Origin of the sequence: Bradyrhizobium sp. SZCCHNS1050 (genome assembly GCF_032484785.1) — a bacterium.
GTDB lineage: Bacteria > Pseudomonadota > Alphaproteobacteria > Rhizobiales > Xanthobacteraceae > Bradyrhizobium.
The window spans coordinates 125,557-144,483 of the sequence record NZ_JAUETR010000004.1 but is presented as its reverse complement, the minus strand read 5'-3'; the positions used below and the strand labels follow the sequence as shown (position 1 = coordinate 144,483).

General features: G+C 66.3%; 19 protein-coding genes and 1 pseudogene. 13 read left to right on the top strand and 7 right to left on the bottom strand.

Annotation, left to right across the window (positions count from 1 at the left end; genetic code table 11):
* Positions 1 to 52 precede the first annotated feature (52 nt).
* On the bottom strand, positions 53 to 988 hold the full coding sequence (locus QX094_RS34225) for a glycine reductase (protein ID WP_315827271.1): 936 nt from the start codon (positions 986 to 988) through the stop codon (positions 53 to 55).
* A 192-nt stretch (positions 989 to 1,180) separates the two neighbouring features.
* Here QX094_RS34225 and QX094_RS34220 point away from each other — a divergent pair, with 192 nt between their 5' ends.
* From QX094_RS34220 to nadC, 8 genes and pseudogenes are all read left to right on the top strand, one after another.
* A complete protein-coding gene (locus QX094_RS34220; RefSeq protein WP_410052227.1) occupies positions 1,181 to 2,146 on the top strand; it encodes a transglycosylase SLT domain-containing protein in 966 nt (321 codons plus the stop codon).
* A 121-nt stretch (positions 2,147 to 2,267) separates the two neighbouring features.
* Positions 2,268 to 2,952: pseudogene (locus tag QX094_RS34215) on the top strand (AzlC family ABC transporter permease).
* Positions 2,949 to 3,293, top strand: coding sequence for an AzlD domain-containing protein (locus tag QX094_RS34210; protein ID WP_315718383.1), 345 nt, complete (start codon positions 2,949 to 2,951; stop codon positions 3,291 to 3,293). Before QX094_RS34215 ends, QX094_RS34210 begins: the two are co-directional and overlap by 4 nt.
* A 78-nt stretch (positions 3,294 to 3,371) precedes the next feature.
* Positions 3,372 to 3,854 (top strand): tRNA (N6-threonylcarbamoyladenosine(37)-N6)-methyltransferase TrmO, encoded by a 483-nt coding sequence (tsaA, locus tag QX094_RS34205; RefSeq protein ID WP_315718384.1) that lies wholly within the window; start codon positions 3,372 to 3,374, stop codon positions 3,852 to 3,854.
* A 15-nt stretch (positions 3,855 to 3,869) separates the two neighbouring features.
* The gene (locus QX094_RS34200) at positions 3,870 to 4,829 is read left to right on the top strand and encodes an NrtR DNA-binding winged helix domain-containing protein (RefSeq protein ID WP_315752988.1); all 960 of its coding nucleotides are present in this window, start codon (positions 3,870 to 3,872) and stop codon (positions 4,827 to 4,829) included.
* Positions 4,830 to 4,897: 68 nt separating this feature from the next.
* On the top strand, positions 4,898 to 5,884 hold the full coding sequence (gene nadA / locus QX094_RS34195) for a quinolinate synthase NadA (protein ID WP_315827266.1): 987 nt from the start codon (positions 4,898 to 4,900) through the stop codon (positions 5,882 to 5,884).
* Positions 5,881 to 7,434, top strand: coding sequence for an L-aspartate oxidase (locus QX094_RS34190; protein WP_315718387.1), 1,554 nt, complete (start codon positions 5,881 to 5,883; stop codon positions 7,432 to 7,434). Before nadA ends, QX094_RS34190 begins: the two co-directional genes overlap by 4 nt.
* Positions 7,431 to 8,279 carry a carboxylating nicotinate-nucleotide diphosphorylase gene (nadC, locus tag QX094_RS34185; protein ID WP_315718388.1) on the top strand — a complete coding sequence of 283 codons (849 nt, stop codon included), beginning with the start codon at positions 7,431 to 7,433 and terminating at the stop codon, positions 8,277 to 8,279. Before QX094_RS34190 ends, nadC begins: the two co-directional genes overlap by 4 nt.
* Here nadC and QX094_RS34180 read toward each other — a convergent pair whose 3' ends face one another.
* The 4 genes from QX094_RS34180 to QX094_RS34165 form a co-directional block, all read right to left on the bottom strand.
* Complete coding sequence (locus QX094_RS34180) at positions 8,280 to 8,705, bottom strand: HIT family protein (RefSeq protein WP_315718389.1); 426 nt, start codon at positions 8,703 to 8,705, stop codon at positions 8,280 to 8,282. It abuts the gene before it with no gap.
* Positions 8,706 to 8,765: 60 nt separating this feature from the next.
* Positions 8,766 to 9,974 carry a GNAT family N-acetyltransferase gene (locus tag QX094_RS34175; RefSeq protein ID WP_315718390.1) on the bottom strand — a complete coding sequence of 403 codons (1,209 nt, stop codon included), beginning with the start codon at positions 9,972 to 9,974 and terminating at the stop codon, positions 8,766 to 8,768.
* 102 nt (positions 9,975 to 10,076) lie between these two features.
* Positions 10,077 to 10,829: a glycerophosphodiester phosphodiesterase gene (locus QX094_RS34170; RefSeq protein ID WP_315718391.1), complete on the bottom strand. Its 753-nt coding sequence runs from the start codon at positions 10,827 to 10,829 to the stop codon at positions 10,077 to 10,079.
* A gap of 75 nt (positions 10,830 to 10,904) precedes the next feature.
* Positions 10,905 to 11,372, bottom strand: coding sequence for a RidA family protein (locus QX094_RS34165; RefSeq protein ID WP_315718392.1), 468 nt, complete (start codon positions 11,370 to 11,372; stop codon positions 10,905 to 10,907).
* A gap of 205 nt (positions 11,373 to 11,577) precedes the next feature.
* On the opposite strand from QX094_RS34165, the gene QX094_RS34160 reads away from it, so the two are divergent.
* The gene (locus QX094_RS34160) at positions 11,578 to 12,435 is read left to right on the top strand and encodes a cell envelope integrity EipB family protein (protein WP_315718393.1); all 858 of its coding nucleotides are present in this window, start codon (positions 11,578 to 11,580) and stop codon (positions 12,433 to 12,435) included.
* Between the two features lie 8 nt (positions 12,436 to 12,443).
* On the opposite strand, the gene QX094_RS34155 is transcribed toward QX094_RS34160, so the two are convergent.
* Together QX094_RS34155 and QX094_RS34150 are read right to left on the bottom strand one after the other, a co-directional pair.
* The gene (locus tag QX094_RS34155) at positions 12,444 to 13,751 is read right to left on the bottom strand and encodes a DNA polymerase IV (RefSeq protein WP_315718394.1); all 1,308 of its coding nucleotides are present in this window, start codon (positions 13,749 to 13,751) and stop codon (positions 12,444 to 12,446) included.
* The gene (locus QX094_RS34150) at positions 13,748 to 14,047 is read right to left on the bottom strand and encodes a DUF3572 domain-containing protein (protein WP_315718395.1); all 300 of its coding nucleotides are present in this window, start codon (positions 14,045 to 14,047) and stop codon (positions 13,748 to 13,750) included. Before QX094_RS34150 ends, QX094_RS34155 begins: the two co-directional genes overlap by 4 nt.
* A 216-nt stretch (positions 14,048 to 14,263) precedes the next feature.
* Between QX094_RS34150 and QX094_RS34145 the strand changes: the two genes are divergently transcribed.
* The 4 genes from QX094_RS34145 (at position 14,264) to QX094_RS34130 (ending at position 18,856) form a co-directional block, all read left to right on the top strand.
* On the top strand, positions 14,264 to 14,629 hold the full coding sequence (locus tag QX094_RS34145) for a response regulator (RefSeq protein ID WP_008964019.1): 366 nt from the start codon (positions 14,264 to 14,266) through the stop codon (positions 14,627 to 14,629).
* 12 nt (positions 14,630 to 14,641) lie between these two features.
* Entirely contained in the window at positions 14,642 to 16,063 is a 1,422-nt protein-coding gene (locus QX094_RS34140) for a PleD family two-component system response regulator (RefSeq protein ID WP_315718396.1), read from the top strand.
* A gap of 1,515 nt (positions 16,064 to 17,578) precedes the next feature.
* Positions 17,579 to 17,986 (top strand): DUF1127 domain-containing protein, encoded by a 408-nt coding sequence (locus tag QX094_RS34135; RefSeq protein ID WP_315711332.1) that lies wholly within the window; start codon positions 17,579 to 17,581, stop codon positions 17,984 to 17,986.
* A gap of 468 nt (positions 17,987 to 18,454) precedes the next feature.
* Positions 18,455 to 18,856, top strand: coding sequence for a hypothetical protein (locus QX094_RS34130; protein WP_316188507.1), 402 nt, complete (start codon positions 18,455 to 18,457; stop codon positions 18,854 to 18,856).
* The last annotated feature ends 71 nt before the right edge of the window (positions 18,857 to 18,927 follow it).

The following is an 18,927-nucleotide window of genomic DNA, read 5'->3' as shown; positions in this document are numbered from 1 at the left end:
AATCAGCATTATCCGAAGAAATTCCCGGGCGAGTTTCGCGCGAGTGTGGCTTTCACACCTGCTTTCCACGAACCTGCCGCGCGATCGCCTTCTGCGCATCGAACTCGGCGCGCCGCCGCGCCAGCTCGTCCGGCGCGAGCATGGCCGGATTGCTGTAGTCGCGCTTCCAGCCGTGATCGTCGCTCCAGTGCAAAGGCGATTGCACGGTCGTGCGTGCGGCTGGTGAACTCTCGAGGACACGCAAAGCCAACTCGAGCGTGAAGGCCTGCGAGGCCGCGTCGTGCGGCTTGCCGGCGGAATTGCCCAGCGGAAAATCCGAGAACAGGAAGCGCGGCGCGGCGGCGTGCTCGACGATGTCCTTGGCGCAGCCCATGACGACGGTTGCGACGCCGTTCGCTTCGAGATGCCGTGCCACCAGGCTCACGGTCTGGTGGCACACCGGACAGTTCGGCACCAGCACGACGGCGTCGATCTCGTCGGCGCGGCAGCGCGCGAGAATCTCCGGCGCATCGGTCTCGATCGTGACGCGGTGGCTGCGATTGGTCGGCGCGCCGAAGAAGCGCGGTCCGACCGCGCCGATGCGGCCTTCACCTGCCAGCCTTAGGAGCTGTGGCAGCGGAAACCAGGTGCCGGAATCCTCGGCCGAGGTGTGCGCGCGATCATAGGCGATGTGGGAAATGCGCAGGTCGTGCTGCGCCGACGTGTCGCCGTCATAGACGGCGTAGAACTTGGCGCCGCCATTATAGGGCGCGCCGGGGCCTTGATCGCCTTTGGCGGGATCGAAAGGCGCGGCCGTGGTGACGACGGTGACGCGCGACTGCGCGAGCGGCTTGCGCAAGGGATGGAACGGCGCCGACGTGTAGTGAGCCCAGCGATAGGGCGTGTCATAGCCGATCGCGAGATAGTAGTCGCGCGTGCGCGCCATGTAGGACAATGGCGCATCGCTTTCGGGCGCGAAGCCGAGTCTGTCGTCGGTCGGTGCGGTCATCCGTCGCGCTCCCTGCGGCACTCGGGGATTGCTAGCCGGCTCGTTCGCTGTGTCAAGGCGCCGCGCGGTGGAACCCCGCATGGTCCTGGGCTTTGTCTGTCGGCAGAATTCAACCATTGCACCGCGCTCACGATGCTTTCCATGGTTTCGGTTGCTCGCATTGCCTGTCTCGGCCTTGCCTTGATGCTGACCATGCCCTTGTCCGGCGTGGCGGCGGAGCAGGCCTCCGACCGTGACGCTGCCGTGCCGGCTGATCCGAAGGACGGCGCCCGGCAGGATTCGCCGCAGGAGGCTGCCAAGCCGGCAGACGCTGCGGCAGAGGGCTCGGAGAACAAGTCCGAGGAGCCCAAGGAGAGCGGTACGCGCGAGGCGATCTGCCTGATGATCGAATCCGCAGCCAAGGCGAATGATCTGCCGCTCGAATTCTTCGCTCGCGTGATCTGGCAGGAGAGCCGCTTCCAGAGCGATGCAGTCGGGCCGGTCACGCGCAACGGCCAGCGCGCGCAGGGAATCGCGCAGTTCATGCCGGGCACGGCGAACGAGCGCCAGTTGCTCGATCCGTTCGATCCGGTTCAGGCGCTGCCGAAGTCGGCGCAGTTCCTGGCCGAGCTGCGCGACCAGTTCGGCAATCTCGGGCTCGCGGCGGCGGCCTACAATGCGGGGCCGCGCCGGGTGCAGGACTGGCTCGCCGGCAAGGGGCAGATGCCCTGGGAGACCCGCAACTACGTCTCGGCCATCACGGGAGCCACGATCGATGAGTGGGCGGCCGCCGGTAACGGCGGCAAGACGCTGCCAAGCCCGCCGCCGACCTCGTGTCGTCAGCTGATGGCGATGTTGAAGCGCGCGCCGAATCCGTTCGTCACGGAGCTCGAGCAGCATGTGGCGCTGTCGGCCGCGAAACCCTGGGGCGTCCAACTGGCTGCAGGCTTCGACCGCAACAAGGCGCTCGCGATGTATTCGCGGGCGATCAAGGGGCTTGGCCCGGTCATCGGCGACCGCGACCCGAGCCTGCTGTCGTCGGTGATGCGCTCGCGCGGCAACCGCGCCTTCTACCAGGTGCGGATCGGCGCCGAGACACGGGCCGAGGCCGACGCGCTCTGCAGTCGGATCCGCGAGGCCGGCGGTGCCTGCTTCGTGCTGCGCAATCGCTCCGGATAGAGCTGCCTCAGCGCTGCGTGTGGGGGATGGCTGCGCCGGACGCAGACCCGCGCGCGCCTGATGGCGGTTGACGCGAGCGGCTTTCACCAGCCTTATCGCGGTTCGTTCCGCTGGGCCGCCCGTGACACTTCCTCCGCTCGATTCGCCGCAATGGCATGGTTCACTGCGCGCCTTCGGCTGGGGGCTGCGCGCGACGTCAGCGACCATCCTGTCACTGGTGCTGTTCGTCACCTTCATCGGCATCGGCGCGCTCGCCCACGATACCCGTTTCAGCATGCTCTGGGCGATCCTGAGCACGGTGCTGGTTTGGGCCGGTCCAGCGCAGATCATCCTGGTCTCCACGCTCGGCTCCGGCCAGACCATTCTGCAATCTGCGATCGCGGTCACGATGAGCGCGATCCGGCTGTTTCCGATGGTGGTGGCGGTGCTGCCGCTGATCCGCTCGCCGCAGACCAAGCGGCGGCACCTGGTGCTGATCGCGCATTTCACCGCCGTGACCCTGTGGGTCGAATGCTATCGCTTCCTGCCGCATGTGCCGCGCGAGCGCCGCATCGCCTTCTCTCGCCGCCAATCTGTCGCAGACCTTCGGCGCCGCGGTGCTCTTGCTGACGCCGCTGGCCTTCCTGTTCTCGACCCTGCGCAACGCCAGGGAGCTTGCCGACGTGCTCGCGCTCGGTCTCGGCCTCGTGCTGTATCCTCTGGCCGCCCAGCTCGACAGCGGCGTCGACATCCTGGTCAGCGGCGTCGTCGCCGGAACGCTCGCGTTCGGCGCGCACAAATGGCGCGAGCGGCGGGGGCTGGCATGAGCGACTTCATCGGCGATTGGCATGCGCTCGTGGTGCTGCTGGTGGCGGGCGTGATCCCCAACCAGATCTGGCGCCTGCTCGGACTTTGGTTCGGCAGCGGGCTCGACGAGGGCTCGGACCTGCTGATGTGGGTCAAGGCGGTCGCGACCGCCATCTTGGCGGGGGTCATCGCCCAGATCCTGGTGCAGCCGCCGGGCGCGCTCGCCAGCGTGCCTTGGGGGCTGCGCTACGGTGCCGTCGTTGCCGGCCTTGCGGCCTTCATGGCGAGCCGCCGCTCGATCTTTGCCGGTGTCGTCTGCGGCGAAGCCGCGATGCTGGCCGGCAAATGGTGGCTCGGCTGAGTTGCGCGATCTTGCGCGACCGCAATTGCGGTGAGCCGAGGTTCGGATAGATTGCCGGAAAGACGCAAGGACTCCGCAATGACCACTGATACCGATCTGCGCCCGGGAGAAGTCGCCGTCGACGCGCCACAGCCGCGCGACGCCACGCTGTATTTCATCGGCCGCATCCGCACGCCCTGGACCTCACGGCTCGAGACGCCGCGGCAGGGCAGCTTCGAGGGGCCGGTGTGCCGGCTCGAGATCTTCGAGCCCTGGGTGCCGGCGCTGCAGGGCATCGACGCCTTCAGCCACCTCCAGGTGCTGTACTGGCTCAACCGGGCGCGCCGTGATCTCGTCAAGCAGAGCCCGCGGCATCATGACGGCGAAACCCGGGGCACCTTCGCGCTGCGCTCGCCGGTGCGTCCCAATCCGATCGGCGTGTCGACCGTCCGCTTCGTCGCGTTGGAAGGCAACACCGTGCTGGTGCGCGGTCTCGACTGCCTCGACGAGACGCCACTGATCGACCTGAAGCCGGATCATTGCGCGTTCACGCCGGCGGCGAAGGGTGAGGATGACAAATAGGACCGACGGATCCGGATGTCGAAGGTGAACAAGCGGCCGCAGAAGACGGTGACGGCTCAGGATGCGATCACGGCGGACCTCGTCGCCGTGCTGGTGGCGGTGACCGACGGGCACCCGAAGATCATGACGATCGAGCATGCTGCGGCGCTTCCGAGCGGACCGTTTCAGTTCGCGCACCGCTCACTGCAGATGGGGCTGCGCGCCTGGGTCGAGGCGCAGACCGGCCATCCGCTCGGCTATGTCGAGCAGCTCTACACCTTCGCCGACCGCGGTCGCGGCGGCGATCCCGACGCGCCGCACCGCATCTCCATCAGCTATCTCGGTCTGACCCGCGAGGAGGAGGGGCGTGAGGGCGCGGATGCGCAATGGTCGTCGTGGTACGACTACTTCCCGTGGGAGGATCATCGCGACGGACCGCCGACGATCCTGGCCAAGATCATCGCGCCGAAGCTGAAGGCCTGGGCGCGAGCCGCCCACGAGCCGGCGCTGCAAAAGACGAGGTGGCAGCGCGCCGCCATCACCTTCGGTCTCGACGGCCGCGAGTGGAACGAGGAGCTGACGCTGCAGCGCTATGAGTTACTGTATGAGGCGGCGCTGATCCCCGAGAGCGTGCGCGAGAAGGGGGCCAGCCAGCCGATGCTGCCCGGGCGCGCCATGATCGGTGATCACCGTCGGATTCTCGCCACCGGCATTGCCCGCCTGCGCGCCAAGATCAAATACCGGCCGGTCGTGTTCGAGTTGATGCCGGAAGAATTTACACTGCTGCAATTGCAGCGCAGCGTCGAGGCTCTCGCCGGCCGGCTCGTGCACAAGCAGAACTTCCGCCGCCTCATCGAGCAGCAGGAACTGGTTGAAGAGACAGGCGCAATTGCTGCCGACACGATTGGCCGGCCGGCCAAGCTGTTTCGCTTCCGGCAGGGGGTGCTGGCCGAGCGGGCGGTGGTCGGAACCAAGCTGCCGCTCTCGCGATCTTGATCTCCGGCTCTTGACACAGCTTATGCTCAGGATAAGTATAAGCCATCTTATGCTCATGGAGAGTATAAATGGTCGATCTTGTCCTGCCCGCCGTCGCGCCGAATGCATCGCTTGCTGAGCGTCTGAGCCGGGTGATCCCGCCGCCGGAATGGGCTGTCTTCGAGGACGATGTCGAAGCCATTCTGGCGCTGAAGCGCCGGCGCAATGCCGTGGTGCTGGCGCACAACTATCAGACGCCCGAAATCTATCACGGCGTCGCCGACATCGTCGGCGACAGCCTGCTGCTGGCGCGCGAAGCGACCAAGGTCGATGCCGAGGTGATCGTGCTCGCCGGCGTCCACTTCATGGCCGAGACCGCCAAGCTGCTCAATCCCGACAAGACGGTGTTGATCCCCGACGTAGAGGCGGGCTGCTCATTGGCGGAGTCGATCACCGCCGACGACGTGCGGCTGATGCGCGCGCGCCACCCGGGCGTGCCCGTGGTCGCCTATGTCAACACGTCGGTGGCGGTGAAGGCCGAGTCCGACGTCTGCTGCACCTCCGGCAACGCGCGCGCGGTGGTCGAGTCGCTCGGTGTCGATCACGTCATCATGCTGCCGGATGAATATCTCGCGCGGAACGTCGCCGCACAGACGAAGGTCAGGATCACGGCTTGGAAAGGGCATTGCGAGGTGCATGAGCGCTTCAGCGCCGAGGACGTCCGCACGCTGCGCGACAACCATCCTGGTGTCACCGTGCTCGCGCATCCGGAATGTCCTCCAGAGGTCGTGGCGGAGGCGGACTTCGCCGGCTCCACCGCGGCGATGTCGGACTTCGTCGGAGCAAGAAGGCCGGCCCGGGTGGTGCTGCTGACAGAATGTTCGATGAGCGACAATGTCGCCGTGCTCCATCCTGACATCGAGTTCATCCGCCCCTGCAATCTGTGCCCGCACATGAAGCGGATCACCCTGAAGAACATCCGCCATGCGCTCGAGACTAACACGCACGAGGTCACGATCGATCCCGCGATGGCCGAGCGCGCGCGGCGCGCGGTGGAAAGGATGCTGGCATCATGAGCATCGATGTTTCGAAGTTGATCGGCCGTCCCGTGATCATCGGCGGCGGTGCCGCAGGTCTGATGACGGCGCTTGCGCTTGCGCCCGAGCCGGTCGTGCTGTTGTCGAAGTCGCCGCTCGGCGCGGAGGCGTCGAGCATGTGGGCGCAGGGTGGACTGGCTGCGGCGGTTGGCGATGACGATGATCCGGGGCTGCATCTGAAGGACACGCTCGCCGCCGGAGCCGGATTGTGCGGCGAGGCCGCCGCGCGCCGCATCATCGATGCTGCGCCGGCCGCGGTCGAGCGCCTCGCGCAGCTTGGCGTTGCGTTCGACCGAGGTGCGGATGGACGTTGGCGTCTGGGCCTGGAGGCCGCACACAGCCGCAACCGGATCGTGCATGCGACGGGCGACGGCACGGGACGCGAGATCATGCGCGCGCTGATCGCGGCTGTCAGGCGTTGTGCTTCGGTGACCTTGCTCGAAGGCGTCGAGGCGCGCCGGCTGATCGTCAATGACAACGCGATCCAGGGCGTGGCTGCGGCGCGCGGCGACGAAGCTCTGATCCTCGCCACGACACGCGTCGTGATCGCAACCGGCGGCATCGGCGGCTTGTTCCTCGACAGCACCAATCCGGCCGGTTGTTTCGGCCAGGGCCTCGCGCTGGCGGCGCGGGCCGGGGCCGTGCTGTCCGATCTCGAATTCGTGCAGTTTCACCCCACCGCGTTCGACGGACCGTCGCGGCCGCTGCCGCTGCTCACCGAGGCGATCCGCGGCGATGGCGCCGTCCTGATCGACGACACCGGCACGCGCTTCATGGCCGACGAGCCCGGCGCTGAGCTGGCGCCGCGCGACGTGGTGGCGCGGGCGGTATGGCGCCGCCGTGCGCAAGGCCGCCGCGTGTTCCTCGATGCGCGCGAAAAGCCGGGCAAGGATTTCGCCGCGCGCTATCCCGTGATCAGCGCGTTCTGCCGCATGGCGGGCATCGACCCCGCGCGCGATCCGATCCCGGTGCGGCCGGCCGTGCACTATCATATGGGCGGCATCGCTGTTGACACGATGGGACGCAGCACGGTCGAGGGATTGTGGGCCTGTGGCGAGGCCAGCCGCACCGGCCTGCACGGCGCCAACAGGCTCGCCAGCAACTCGCTGATGGAAGCGATCGTCTGCGCGCAATGGGTGGCCGAAAGCGTGGCCGGCGCGCCGCAGCGTGCGGGCAAGCCGTGCGCGGTGGCTGCCATTCCGCCGGGGTCCGATCCGTCGGCCGCACGGCCGCTGCTGTCGCATGCGCTGGGCGTGATGCGCGAGCATCGCACGATCGCGGCTGCCGTCAGCGGCCTGCTTCCACTGGCAGAGCAGGCCGGGTCCATGGCTGACCCGGCGCTGGTCGGCCTGATGCTTGCGGTCGCGGCCCATGCGCGGGAGGAGAGCCGCGGCGCGCATTTCCGCAGCGATCGTCCGGGCACGCTGCCCGTCGCGCAGCCATCCAGCCTCACTCTGCCCGAGGCGATCGCGGTTGCCCGCGACATTGTCGAGGCCGAGCAGACGCCGTTCAGGAGCGCAGTGCCATGACTCTCAATCCTCTCTCGCCCTTGCTCTACGAGCCGCTGGTGCGCATGGCGCTGCTCGAGGATCTCGGCCGCGCCGGCGACATCACCACCGATGCCATCGTCCCCGCCGAGCAGCGCGCCTCGCTGAAGCTGCGGGCGCGCCAGCACGGGGTGATCGCAGGCCTCGATGTGGCGCGCTGCGCCTTCCAGACCGTCTCGCCGGACGTGCGCATGGAGATCGTGCGACCGGACGGCAGCGTCGTGACGCCGGGAGACGCGATCGCGACCATCAGCGGCCCGGCACGGGCGCTCCTGACCGGCGAGCGCGTGGCGCTCAACTTCCTCTGCCGCTTGAGCGGGGTCGCCAGCGCGACGGCGTCCCTGGTATCGGCGGTGAAGGGGACGAAGGCGCAGATCGTCTGCACCCGCAAGACCACGCCGGGCCTGCGCGCGCTGGAGAAATATGCGGTGCGCGCTGGAGGCGGCGGCAATCACCGGTTCGGGCTCGATGACGCCGTCCTGATCAAGGACAACCACATCGCCATCGCCGGCGGCATCAAGGCTGCCATCACGCGCGCAAAGGCCCATGCCGGCCATCTCGTCAAGATCGAGGTCGAGGTCGACACTCTGGCTCAGCTCGAGCAGGCGCTGACGCTGGGCGTCGATGCGGTGCTGCTCGACAACATGACGCCGGCGGAGCTCGAAACCGCGGTCGGCATGATCAGCGGCAAGGCCATCTCCGAAGCCTCGGGCCGGATCACCGTGGAGACCGCGCCCGCGATCGCCGCGGCCGGCGTCGACCTGATCTCGGTCGGCTGGATCACGCATTCGTCGGCCGCGCTCGACATCGGGCTCGACGAGGCCTGATCAGCCCTTCAGCGCCGCAATCAGCTTGGCGGCGTTCTCCTCCAGCACCTTCGGATCTTCCTTGCGGCTCGCCGGTGGCAGCAGGGAATCGCCGTTGTGGCGAGGCATGATGTGGACGTGCAGGTGGAACACCATCTGGCCGCCGGCATGCTCGTTGAACTGCTGCACCGTGATGCCGTCGGCGGCGAACGCGGTCTTGGCGGCGCGGGCGATGGTGCGCACGGCACGGCCGACGTGGAGATAGTCCTCCTCGGTGATGTCGAGGATGTTGCGTGCGGCGGCCTTCGGGATCACCAGGGTGTGGCCGGGCACGCGCGGCATGATGTCGAGGAACGCCAGCACGTGGTCGTTCTCATAGACCTTGGTGCAGGGGAATTCGCCGCGCAGGATCTTCGCGAACGGATTGTTGGGATCGTAGGCGGTCATGGGCAGTCCCTTAAGCGGTTCCTCTTGGTGCGCCTTACTCTCACCGGCGCGTGTCGCCGGTCAAGACGGCTCGTCCATGCCTTTCCGGAACGGGGCGGATTCGGCGAGCTCGCGGCCGGCTTCCTCGACATAGGCGCGCTCGCGCTTGAGATAGTCGTCAATGGCCCGGCGCAGGCCGCGGTCGGCGATGTAGTGCGCGGAGTAGGTGGTCTGCGGCAGGTAGCCGCGCGCGATCTTGTGCTCGCCCTGAGCGCCAGCTTCGACGACTTGGAGCTTGTGCTGGATCGCAAAGTCGATCGCCTGGTAGTAGCAGACCTCGAAATGCAGGAACGGGTGGTGCTCGATGGCGCCCCAGTTGCGCCCGAACAGCGTGTCCGAGCCGATGAAGTTGATCGCGCCGGCGATCCAGCGGCTCTCGCGCTTGGCCATGACCAGCAGCACGTCGTCGGCCATGCTCTCGCCGATCAGCGAGAAGAACTTGCGGTTGAGATACGGCCGGCCCCACTTGCGTGAGCCGGTCTCCATGTAGAATTCGAAGAATGCGTCCCAGGCGTCCTCGGTGATGTCCTTGCCGGTCAGCCAATGGATGGTGATGCCGGCGGCCAATGCGTCGCGCCGCTCGCGCTTGATCGCCTTGCGGTGGCGCGAATTCATCGTCGCCAGTAAATCGTCGAAGTTGGAAAAACCCTGATTGTGCCAGTGGAACTGCTGGTCGGTGCGTTGCAGGAAGCCCTGCGCGGCGAGCAGCTCCCATTCGGCCTGCCGGGCGAAGGTGACGTGGACCGAGGACGCCTCGCTGATCCCGCACAGCGCCTTCAGTCCCTGGGCGAGGGCATTGCCGATCATGTCCCGGTCCTGGTCGGCGCGGATCAGCAGCCGCGGCCCTGTGGCCGGCGTGAACGGCACCGAGACCTGCAGCTTCGGATAGTAGCGCCCGCCGGCCCGCTCATAGGCATCGGCCCAGCCGCGGTCGAAGACATATTCGCCCTGCGAGTGGGACTTGAGGTAGCACGGCACGACGCCGAGGACCTCGTCACCCATCTTCGCCACCAGATGGCGCGGCGCCCAGCCGGTGCGCAGGGTGGCCGAGCCGGAGGCTTCGAGCGCCGAGAAAAACGCGTGTGAGATGAACGGATTGTAGGCGCGGCCGCAGGCGGAAGATGAGCCGGGACTGACGCGGCCCTCGGGATTGGCACAGGCGTCCCATGCTGCGGCCGGGACCTCGTTGATCCCGGGAACGGCTTCGAGCGTGATCTCAGGCGATGCCATCGAATCCTTGTCAAACGGGCCGGCACGGCACGCCCCGGCCGGGACGCCCCAGATGCCACGCCCTGAAGATCGTGCATCGCAGCAGCGAGTTCAAGGCCGGCGTCACGTCCCCGGCGTAAACCCCTCGAAGATCATCTGATCCGCATAGCGGGCTGCGGCGGCACGCTGCTCAGGGGTGCGGACGGTCCAAGTCAGCAGCGGGCAGCCGAACACGTTGCGCGCGATCCAGGGGGCAGGCGCAGGCAGCTGCTCGATCCAATAGGCGACGAAATGCGGCTGGCTGCTGAAGCCATGCTTGAGATGCAGCATGCTGTCGCGCTGCGCCTGGGTCAGCTTGGCCCAGTAGCCGTCCTCGTACCTGCGCTGCGCGACGATGCCGCGCGTCAGCGTCGGCATGGTCTCGCGCAAGGCGCGGACCTGGTCCGGATCGAACGACATCCCGACCACCGGGCCGGAGTAGGACGCCAGCACCTCGGCCATGCGCCGGACCAGCCGGCGATCGCCCTGGAACGTGCTCTTGACCTCGATGACCAGCGGCACGCGCCCGGCGATCAGGTTGCAGAGGTCGCCGAGCGTCATCATCTGCTCGTCGGTCTGCTTGAACTTGATCGCTTTCAGCTCTGCCGCGGTCTTCTCGATCAGCGGGCCGGTGCCCTCGGTGAGGCGGCCGAGATCATAGTCGTGATGCACCATGGCCTCGCCATCGGCCGACAGCTGGATGTCGCATTCGATGGCGAAGTTGCCGGCCACGGCGCCGCGTGCGGCGGCCGGCATGTTCTCGATGATGCCGCGATCAGCATCGTGCAGGCCGCGATGGGCGACGGGGCGGGCCGTCAGCCAGTCAGGTGCGCGCATTCGCCCCGTCCGTTTTGCTGGCGCATGATCTCGTCGGAAAACCGCCGCGCACTATTCCGGATCATGCGCTCTCTCTCACTCAACCTCGAACACGCCTTCGACTTCCACCGCCGCGTCCGACGGCAGCGCCGACACGCCGACGGTGGTGCGGGCGTGCCGGCCCTTGTCGCCGAACGCTGCGACCATCAGGTCGGAGGCGCCGTTGAGCACCTTGGGCCCGTCGAGGAAGTCGGGCGCCGAATTGACGAAGCCGCCGAGCCGGACCACGCGCACGACCTTGTCGAGATCGCCGACCGCCGCCTTCACCTGCGCCAGCAGGTTGACGCCGCAGCCTTTCGCGGCCGCATAGCCGTCCTCGATCGACACGCCGCCGCCGAGCTTGCCGGAGGCGATCATCTTGCCGTCGGCGCCGAGGCAGACCTGGCCCGACACGAACAGCAGGTTGCCGGTGCGCACGAACGGGACGTAATTGGCCACCGGCGCCTTTGGTGCCGGCAGTGTGATGCCCTGTGCCGCCAGATTCTGTTCAACCGTACCCGCCATCTCGAATCCCCGTTCTGTCGCCTGAAAGCCGGTCCCGTGCCGGACCGAGGCCCTGTTTGGCGCAGTTGCCAGTGACATGCAAGCAGCCAGCACCGACGCGATTCCGGCGCTTTAAGCGCACGTTTCCGTGAGACAGCCGCAGTTGCGACGCAATGCAGCGATCTCTAATGTGACGGTTCAGCGATACGTCCTCCGAGGAAAACTCATGGCTCATTCGTTCCGACTGTCGATGGGAGCGCTCGCCGTCGCGGCGATCACGTTCGGTCCGGCGCAGGCCGGGGCGGCTGTGCCGTTCCTGCCGCATCAGGCGCTCTATGACCTGAGCCTGGTCAAGTCGCGCGGCTCGAGCCCCGTCAACAGCGCGCGCGGTCGCATCCTCTACAATTTCTCTGGCAACGCCTGCAACGGCTACACTTCGGAATTCCGCCAGGTCTCGGAGCTCGATCTCGGTGAGGGCAAGGTGACCCTGAGCGACCTGCGCTCCACCGCGTGGGAGGACGGCGCCGGCAAGAGCTACCGCTTCAAGATCGACTCGCGCATGAACGAGCAGGCCTCCAGCCCGGTCGACGGTATCGCCGAGCGCACCGGCGATCACATCACCGTCAAGCTCAAGCAGCCCGAGGCGAAGACCTTCACGCTCGACGGCTCGACCGTGTTTCCGACCGAGCAGATTCATCGCATCATCGCCGCCGCGCGCGAGGGCAAGTCGCTGCTCGAGCTGACGGTCTATGACGGCTCGGACAATGGCGAGAAGGTCTACAACACGCTGACCGTGATCGGTGCGCCGGTGCCGGCCGACAAGGCGGCCGCCAAGCCCGACGCCTCGACCGACAATGACGAGATGAAGAAGATGACGCGCTGGCCGGTGACGGTCAGCTATTATGACCGCGACGCCAAGCGGGCCGAGGGCGAGCAGACGCCGGTTTACGCGATGTCGTTCGAGCTCTACGAGAACGGCGTCTCGCGCGCGCTCGTGCTCGACTACAATGATTTCGTCATCGCCGGCGCGCTTGGCAAGTTCGACGTCAAGGACGTGAAGGACGGCAAGCCCTGCAGCAATTGACCGGGGCATCATTCCGTCTGCTCCGGGCCGTCATAGGCGATGCCGCGGATGACCGCGGCCTGGCCGAACTTCTTGCGTAGCGCATCGATCGCGCGCTCGGCCGAGGCCGAGCGGCGGTCGAGCATGTCGGTGTCGGAGGCCTCCGAGCCCGGGCGCAGCGCGCTGACACCTGCGCCCATCAGCCGGAACGCCGTGCCGTCGGTCTCGCGCGCCAGCATCTCCTTGCAGATTGCGAAGATCTTGCCGGCGAGCTGCGTCGGCGCCGCGATCGATTGCGAGCGCGTTCGTTGGCGGAAGTCCGCGGTCTTCAGCTTCAGCGTTATGGTCGACCCGGCGAGCTGGCTCGCCTTCAGCCGTGCCGACACCTTCTCCGACAGCCGCCACAGGGTCTTTTCCAGGGTCGCGTAGTCGCGGATGTCGGTGTCGAAGGTGGTCTCGCTGGAGATCGTCTTGGCGCCGCGATCAGCGACGACCTTGCGGTCGTCGATGCCGCGCGCCAGCCGCCACAGCCTGCGGCCGTCACCGCCGAACTGCTTCATCAGCTCGATCTCGTCGGCACGCTGCAGGTCGGCGATGGTGCGGAAGCCCTGGTTCGCCAGCCGCTGCTGCGTGGCGGGGCCAACGCCGAAGATGAAGCCGACCGGCTTGTCGGCCAGCATCTGCCGTGCCTCGTCCTGGTCGAGCGCGGCGAAGCCGCGGGGCTTGTCGAGATCGGAGGCGATCTTGGCGAGGAACTTGTTGCAGGACAGCCCGACCGAGACCGTGATCCCGATGCGCTGCTCGATCTCGCGGGCGAAGCGCGCCAGCACCTTTGCCGGGATCATGCCGTGGACGCGCTCGGTCCCGGACAGATCCAGGAACGCCTCGTCGATCGACAGCGGCTCGACCAGCGGCGTCAGCGCCTGCATGGCCTGCCGGACCTCGCGGCCGACGCGGACATATTTCGCCATGTCCGGGGGAATCACGACCGCCGCGGGACACAGCTCCAGCGCCTTGAACATCGGCATCGCCGAGCGCACGCCATAGGTGCGGGCGATGTAGCAGGCGGCCGACACCACGCCGCGCTTGCCGCCGCCGATGATGACGGGCCGGTCGGCGACCTCGGGATTGTCGCGCTTCTCGACGGTTGCATAGAACGCGTCACAGTCGATATGGGCCAGCGTCAGCGCGGGCAGGGCGCGATGGCGGACGAGGCGCGGCGAGCCGCAGACCGTACAGCGGCGCGCGCCATCATCGAGGTCCGTCAGGCAGTCGCGGCAGAAGCAGGCCGGCCCGGCGACCGCGCGCGACCCGCTCGCTGGCGCTACTTCGGTCACGGCACGTCGCGCTCCCACTGCCGGTCGCCCAATACCTGCCGTGCAGCCATGATATTGGTCGGATGTAACTTGGAGTGGGCGGCAAAAGCCTTTACCGTCTCGTCGTCGCGCAGCACGAAATCGAGCACGCTGACCAAGAAATTGGGGTCGGCGGCCGAGGATCGCAGCGTCTCCGGCCCAATCCCGGTCTCGGCCAGGAAGCGGCCCAGCCGCTCCGGTTCGCCGGCCAGGAAGCCGAGGGCCTGAACTGCAACGATTTCAGCGACTTCGCGCGGATTTCGAACGGGCTTTTTCAACGGCGGATTTGCCTTTCCGTTAACTTGTCGGCTCTACTTTGCGCCATCATGCCCGAGTCTTCGGAATGGGTTCAAGCAAGTGGAAACCATCTCGGGGAAAGATCGAATACCGACTTAACGGCTTAGAACGAATCTGGGGCTAGTTTGAATTAGATGAGTAGCGGTGGACAGGCGTCCGCCAGAGGACATGCCGGTGTCAGTGATTCGGAGGGGCGGATGGGCAAGACCGTCCTGATCGTGGAAGACAATGAGCTCAACATGAAGCTCTTCCGCGATCTGTTGGAAGCCCACGGGTACCAGACGTCCGGTACGTCCAGCGGCGTGGAGGCGCTCGACATCGTGCGCCGGACCCGCCCCGATCTGATCCTGATGGACATCCAGCTGCCGCAGGTCTCGGGCCTGGAAGTGACGAAATGGATCAAGGACGATCCGGATTTGCGTGCCATCCCGGTGGTGGCAGTGACGGCCTTTGCCATGAAGGGCGACGAGGAGCGCATCCGCGAGGGTGGCTGCGAAGCCTATCTTTCCAAGCCGATCTCGGTCGGAAAATTCATTGAAACGGTACGCCGCTTTATCGGCTAAGGAGTTTCTGCAGTGTCCGCGCGTATCCTCGTCGTCGACGACGTCCCGGCCAACGTCAAGCTGCTGGAGGCGCGGCTGTCGGCCGAATATTTCGACGTGCTGACCGCCGCGAACGGCGCCGAGGCGCTGCAGATCTGCCAGCGCGCCGAATGCGACATCATCCTGCTCGACGTCATGATGCCGGACATGGACGGCTTCGAGGTCTGCCGCCGGCTGAAGTCGAATCCGGCCACGCATTTCATTCCGGTTGTCATGGTGACGGCGCTCGACAGCCCGTCCGACCGCGTGCGCGGCCTGGAGGCCGGTGCCGACGACTTCCTGACCAAGCCCGTCTCCGACGTCGTGCTGATCGCGCGCGTGCGCTCGCTGACGCGGCTGAAGATGATGACGGACGAGCTGCGCATGCGCGCGCTGACCTCCCTCGAGATCGGCGTGCAGGCGCCCGAGCGCAACGCGGTTGCCGACGCCGGCAAGGGCGGGCGGGTGCTGCTGGTCGACGACCGGCCGTCGTCCTACGAGCGGCTCGGGCCGATGCTGGCGACCGAGCATGCCATCGACGTCGAGACCAATCCCGCCGAGGCCGTGTTCAACGCCGCCGAAGGCAATTACGACCTCGTCATCGTCTCGCTCGACCTGAACGATTACGACGGCCTGCGGCTGTGCAGCCAGCTGCGCTCGCTGGAACGCACCCGGCAGGTGCCGATCCTCGCGATTGCGGAAGCCGAGAACAATTCGCGGCTGCTGCGCGGCCTGGAGATCGGCGTCAACGATTATCTGCTGCGTCCCGTCGACAAGAACGAGCTGCTGGCGCGCGCCCGCACCCAGATCCGCAAGCGCCGCTACACCGACCATCTGCGCGACAACGTCCAGAACTCGATCGAGATGGCGATCACCGACGCGCTGACGGGCCTGCACAATCGCCGCTACATGGAGACGCATCTTTCGACGCTCGCCGACCAGGCCGCGAGCCGTGGCAAGCCGCTGGCGCTGATGATGCTCGACATCGACTACTTCAAGTCGATCAACGACAATTACGGCCATGATGCCGGCGATGACGTGCTGCGCGAGTTCGCCATGCGCGTGCGCAAGTCGATCCGCGGCATCGATCTCGCCTGCCGCTATGGCGGCGAGGAGTTCGTCATCGTGATGCCCGAAACCGACCTGCACGTCGCCGGCATGGTCGCCGAGCGCTTGCGGCGCTCGGTCGCCAACGAGCCGTTCTCGGTGCACAAGGGCGAGAAGCGCATCGAGGTCACGACGTCGATCGGGCTGTCGACCCTGGAGCAGAAGGGTGAGCCGATCGCCGACGTCATGAAGCGCGCCGACAATGCGCTCTACCGCGCCAAGAACGAGGGCCGCAACCGCGCGGTGGCGATCGCCCCCGTGCATCAGCCGGCGCCGTTCCTGCCGCAAGCCGCCGGCCGCGGCCGCTAGAGGGGCAGGGCGGTGGAGCCGTCGGATCGTTGCTGCGCCTACGATGGTCGTGAGTAGCCGCAACCGTCTCCCCACGTCATTCCGGGGCGCGCATAGCGCGAGCCCGGAATCCATACTCCCGATCGTGGTTATGGATTCCGGGCTCGCCCTCCGGGCGCCCCGGAATGACGGTGAGCTCTGGGCAGCCTGCTTCAGCACACATGAGATCCCATCCTCGCCGCGCCTCCGCGCCCGAGCTGTGCCATTGAAAACCCTCTTCGAGAACAGAGGGCGCAGGGAAGGCCGGGTGCAGGTCGCACCCATGGTCCGCGTGCAGAAAGAAAGCACGCGGCAGAACCACAGGTACGAGCCGGACATCCGGCCCTCCCTGCGCGATGGCTTTACGGCTTACTCCGCGCTCTCCCCGGGGACCGGCGTTCTTGCCCCCGTCGCGAGCGCGCTTCGTCGCAGCGCCCGCTTGGCCTCAGCATCGGGAGGCCAGGACCACACGGCTTGACCGTGCGCACCGGATCGTTCGTCGGCGCGGACAAGCCACGCTGCAACCCGACACGCCCACCGCAGCCCACCTCACGCTCGTGACGATCGCGATGCGCCCCTCTTGGCGAGGTGGGATGTGCAGGGGGATAGCATGAATTCTGGAAAAGCGAAAGAAAAAAATTGCGATCTGGATAGCCGGCGAGAGCGATCTCGTTGAAAGCGTTCGAAAAGTTAGTCTTCGGCGCAGGACCGTCTCGGGGGCGCTCGATGGGAAGATCGCTTCCTCATCTCAATGCTTCAGGATGGACCCCTGATGATCAGGCCGACGCTGATCGGCCCTACGAACTTCAGGCGTCTCATGTTAGCTTAGTTGCGGCGTTGCTCTCTTGTTAGGGAAAAGGCATGAAGCCGCTTCGCATGGGTGTTTTGGCCGGCGTGCTGATGTTGTGTGGAGTCTTGGTCCTCGAAGCGCTCGGTGTGCAGACCAACCTTTTGGTTTTCATGGTCTTGGGAGGCGTTTCGGGCTCGCTGGCTGACATCTTGGATCGGTTCATGGCGGGGCGCGGTACGTCGCGCTGGTCAGCGCGCAAGGCCGGATGGTTGTCGACTCATTCCGATGTATCTCGGACGAGAGAGCGTCTGATGTTTGTGGAGTGTGCCCGATGTGGACATTTCAGCTGGTAGTCCGCACTCCGTAGGGCGGATCAGCGCGCCGCTTCACGTTCGCCGCAAATCGGCAGATTGAGCTGACGCCAATCCGCCCGCCGTGCTCGCGCGGTCGATCTACAACAACTCGCCGCCAGGATGTGGGGCGCCCAAATATCCCTTGATGTTGCGTGCGTGCCATGATACCTTACGTGACATGAGCAAATCGGTCCGCATCGTCAACTTCTATCACATGACCCGCTTCGGCTGGGCCGTGGAAGGAGTCGCGCGCTAGGAATTGGACGTTGCGATCGTTTCACCAGGCCCCGCCGGCATCGGACGGGGCCTTTTGTTTGGCCACGCTCCCTGCCGGCATAACAGCAGGAGCAGAGGATGCCACCCCATCAGACCAGCGCGACGATCGACGCTGCGCACGTGTCGGCGCTCAACGTCGATCTCTCGATCGCGTCAATCACCGACGCGATCGACAGCGTGCAGCCATCGATGCAGTCCGAAGCGTCGATCGCAGCGTTGCGAGACGTGTCGCCAGAAAAGGACGCGGCCGGTCCGCCGGCCACGCCGACCTGGCCGATCATCCGCTTGATCGGCTGGTGCTGGCGCGCGATCCAAGAATGGCAACGCCGCGAGAGCGTGCGGGACTGCCTGCATGACCTGAGCGAACGCGAGCTCACAGATATCGGCATCACGCGCGCCGAGATCGAGCACATCGCCGCGCTGCGGACGCTCGACAGATTGAGGGATGATCCATATCCGGGCGGCGTCTCGCGTCGGGGAATGTAGTTGGTCGTTGAAAGTGGCGACGCAGGGATAACCGACCAACAGCGCGAGATGGTCGCCGCGACGTCATTGCGAGCGTCAGCGAAGCAATCCAGGGTCCCGCACACGACTCTGGATTGCTTCGCTGCGCTCGCAACGACGGAGGTGAGATCGCGCTTATCTATGGACACTATCCTGCCGGAGACGCCGCGTGCGCGGAGTTCGGCAGAACACAAGCCTCGCATAGGTGCTCATGTGCGAGCGCAGGAACTACATGCCTTGATCTGGCGCAATCATCGTGGTACCGACAAACCATGATCAACGTCGTGCGCAACTCCAACCGCAAACATGCGGCCCGCCGCAGCTGGGCCGTGGGAGGAGTCGTGCGCTAGGATTTCGACGACACGATCATTCCACCAGGCCCCGCCGGCATCGGACGGGGCCTTTTGTTTGGCCACGCTCCCTGCCGGCATCACGCAGCAGGAGCGACCGATGCCACCTCAGACCCATCTCACAGACGAGATCGCCCGCAATTCCGCCACGCGCGATCGCCCCCTCTCATTGGTGAAGAACGCGGCGCACCAGGCGCCAGCCGCGCCGCGACCCAGCGCATCCGTCACGGTGCTGCGTGACGCGTTGTCGGAAAAGAATGCGGCCGGGCCGCCGGGCATCTCGGCTCCGGGGCTGTTCGGCCTGCTCGCGCGCTATTGGCTGGTGTTTCAGGAAGGCCGTCGGCTCAGGCGGATGAGAGTCGATCTATGCGACCTGAGCGAGGCGCAACTGGTGGATATCGGCCTGACGCAAGGCGATCTCGACCATATCGCAGCCCACCGCGCGCTCGAGCGCCTGAGATTCGACATAGCGAACGCCATGATGTCCCGCGGTGTGATGTAGCTGCGAACAGGCCAGTGCGAACAAATGTCTCGGCAGGGCGGATCAGCGTGTGATCGGCCCTGGCGATGTCG

Coding starts and splice junctions, on each gene's coding strand:
- QX094_RS34225 (WP_315827271.1), bottom strand. CDS start 988: ATGACCGCACCGACCGACGACAGACTCGGCTTCGCGCCCGAAAGCGAT.
- QX094_RS34220 (WP_410052227.1), top strand. CDS start 1,181: ATGCCCTTGTCCGGCGTGGCGGCGGAGCAGGCCTCCGACCGTGACGCT.
- QX094_RS34210 (WP_315718383.1), top strand. CDS start 2,949: ATGAGCGACTTCATCGGCGATTGGCATGCGCTCGTGGTGCTGCTGGTG.
- tsaA (WP_315718384.1), top strand. CDS start 3,372: ATGACCACTGATACCGATCTGCGCCCGGGAGAAGTCGCCGTCGACGCG.
- QX094_RS34200 (WP_315752988.1), top strand. CDS start 3,870: ATGTCGAAGGTGAACAAGCGGCCGCAGAAGACGGTGACGGCTCAGGAT.
- nadA (WP_315827266.1), top strand. CDS start 4,898: ATGGTCGATCTTGTCCTGCCCGCCGTCGCGCCGAATGCATCGCTTGCT.
- QX094_RS34190 (WP_315718387.1), top strand. CDS start 5,881: ATGAGCATCGATGTTTCGAAGTTGATCGGCCGTCCCGTGATCATCGGC.
- nadC (WP_315718388.1), top strand. CDS start 7,431: ATGACTCTCAATCCTCTCTCGCCCTTGCTCTACGAGCCGCTGGTGCGC.
- QX094_RS34180 (WP_315718389.1), bottom strand. CDS start 8,705: ATGACCGCCTACGATCCCAACAATCCGTTCGCGAAGATCCTGCGCGGC.
- QX094_RS34175 (WP_315718390.1), bottom strand. CDS start 9,974: ATGGCATCGCCTGAGATCACGCTCGAAGCCGTTCCCGGGATCAACGAG.
- QX094_RS34170 (WP_315718391.1), bottom strand. CDS start 10,829: ATGCGCGCACCTGACTGGCTGACGGCCCGCCCCGTCGCCCATCGCGGC.
- QX094_RS34165 (WP_315718392.1), bottom strand. CDS start 11,372: ATGGCGGGTACGGTTGAACAGAATCTGGCGGCACAGGGCATCACACTG.
- QX094_RS34160 (WP_315718393.1), top strand. CDS start 11,578: ATGGCTCATTCGTTCCGACTGTCGATGGGAGCGCTCGCCGTCGCGGCG.
- QX094_RS34145 (WP_008964019.1), top strand. CDS start 14,264: ATGGGCAAGACCGTCCTGATCGTGGAAGACAATGAGCTCAACATGAAG.
- QX094_RS34135 (WP_315711332.1), top strand. CDS start 17,579: ATGCCACCCCATCAGACCAGCGCGACGATCGACGCTGCGCACGTGTCG.
- QX094_RS34130 (WP_316188507.1), top strand. CDS start 18,455: ATGCCACCTCAGACCCATCTCACAGACGAGATCGCCCGCAATTCCGCC.